Source organism: Ornithinibacter sp. (assembly GCF_035443565.1).
Taxonomy (GTDB): Bacteria; Actinomycetota; Actinomycetes; order Actinomycetales; family Dermatophilaceae; genus Fodinibacter.
This window is the reverse complement of the sequence record NZ_DAORSO010000318.1, coordinates 1-1,671: the sequence shown is the minus strand read 5'-3', so window position 1 is coordinate 1,671 and position 1,671 is coordinate 1. Positions and strand designations below refer to the sequence as shown.

Here is a 1,671-nt window from a genome sequence, read left to right as displayed (position 1 = left end):
CGGGCATCCGACGGGCCGGTGCGCAGATCGTGCTGACCTACTACGCCCTCGAGGCTGCTGCCCGCCTGTGACGCAGGCGCCGTGGTCGCGCGCCGTGCGTCGACCGATCGGCGGATTGGGCGAACCCGGGTTCGTGCACCATCATGGTGGTGTGATAGGCGCATTTCGTGCGCCGGCGGGATGCAGATGCGGAGCGAAACGAGCATGACCAGGCGTAAGAAGGTGCTGCTCGGCGGCGTGGCGGGGCTCGCGGTGGTGCTCGGGGGTGCAGGCACGGCGTATGCCGCCCACTTCCAGGACCGCGCCCTCCCGGGCAGCACGGTGGCGGGCCAGTCCGTGGCCGGGCTCTCGCGCGATGAGGTGGCGGCCGCGGTGGGTGAGCGCGCCGACGACGTCGAGGTGACGCTGGAGGCCGGCGAGGCGACCCGCACGGCATCCTTGAACGACCTGGGCTACGCGGTCGACGTCGACGCGACGGTCGACGCCGTCTTCGCCAACCGCACCTGGTCGACGTACGCCACGTCCCTGATGTCCAGCCGCGAGGTCGACGCCGTCGTGACCACCGACCCCGCTGCGACCGACGTGGTCATCGCCGACCTGGTCAAGGACTCCGGTGGCATCGGCGTCGACGCCACGGTGAAGCTCGCCAAGGACAAGAAGTCGTTCGTCGTCGTCCCGGCCGTGGCCGGCAAGACCGTCGTCGAGAGCACCTTCCAGGATGCCGTGGGAGCGGCGGCGCGTGACCTCACCTCGGCGAGTACCGTCGTCGAGTTCACCGAGGCCGTGCCCGACGTGACCACCGATGAGGCGCAGGCCGTGGCGGACAAGGCCAATGCGCTGGCCAAGACCCCCGTGGCGGTCTCCGACGGTGAGGACACGCACAAGGCGTCCGTGGCGCGCAAGGTCTCGTGGATCAGCATCCCGGTCACCGACGGGGCGCTGGGTGAGCCGACGATCAAGGCCGACAAGGTCAAGGCGTGGGCGGCCAAGCTGGCCAAGGAGGCCAAGGTCGAGCCACGCGCGGGTCTGCGGAACGTGACGCAGTCCGGTGACGTGAAGACCGTGGTGACCAGGGCTCGTGACGGCAAGGAGGTCTCCAACGCCGACGCACTCGCCACGGCCGCGGTGGCCGCCCTGACCAGCGGCAAGGCCTACGAGGGCGCCTTCGACTACAAGACCACCAAGGCCACGTGGACGGAGCGGGTCATCGCGGACGGCGCCGAGCGCCTCGCGTACCCCGCGGCCCCGGGCGAGAAGTGGATCGACGTCAACCTCAGCCGGCACACGATGACGGCCTACGTCGGCGCGAAGCCCGTCTACGGCCCGATCTCCATGGTCGACGGACAGGCCGAGAAGCCGACTGTGCGGGGCACGTTCAAGGTCTACTACAAGCGTGAACTGATGACGATGCGCGGAAACAACGCCGACGGCACCCGCTACGAGACGCCCAACGTGCCGTGGAGCACCTTCTTCCACGAAGGTTTCGCCCTGCACGGAGCGCCCTGGCGGTCATCGTTCGGCTACTCCGCGTCCCACGGCTGCGTCAACCTGCCGGTCGGGGTCGCGAAGTGGGTCTACGACTTCGCCCCCATCGGCACCCCGGTCGTCTCCCACTGACCCCGGCAGGGCCGGTCAGAGGAACTGGGCCGGGTCGAACTCGTCGATGGCGAT

General features: G+C 69.6%; 1 protein-coding gene. It reads left to right on the top strand.

The annotated features are described in order from the left end of the window. Positions 1 to 204: 204 nt before the first annotated feature. Positions 205 to 1,617: a L,D-transpeptidase gene (locus PLL68_RS14855; RefSeq protein ID WP_324535413.1), complete on the top strand. Its 1,413-nt coding sequence runs from the start codon at positions 205 to 207 to the stop codon at positions 1,615 to 1,617. The last annotated feature ends 54 nt before the right edge of the window (positions 1,618 to 1,671 follow it).

Coding starts and splice junctions, on each gene's coding strand:
- PLL68_RS14855 (WP_324535413.1), top strand. CDS start 205: ATGACCAGGCGTAAGAAGGTGCTGCTCGGCGGCGTGGCGGGGCTCGCG.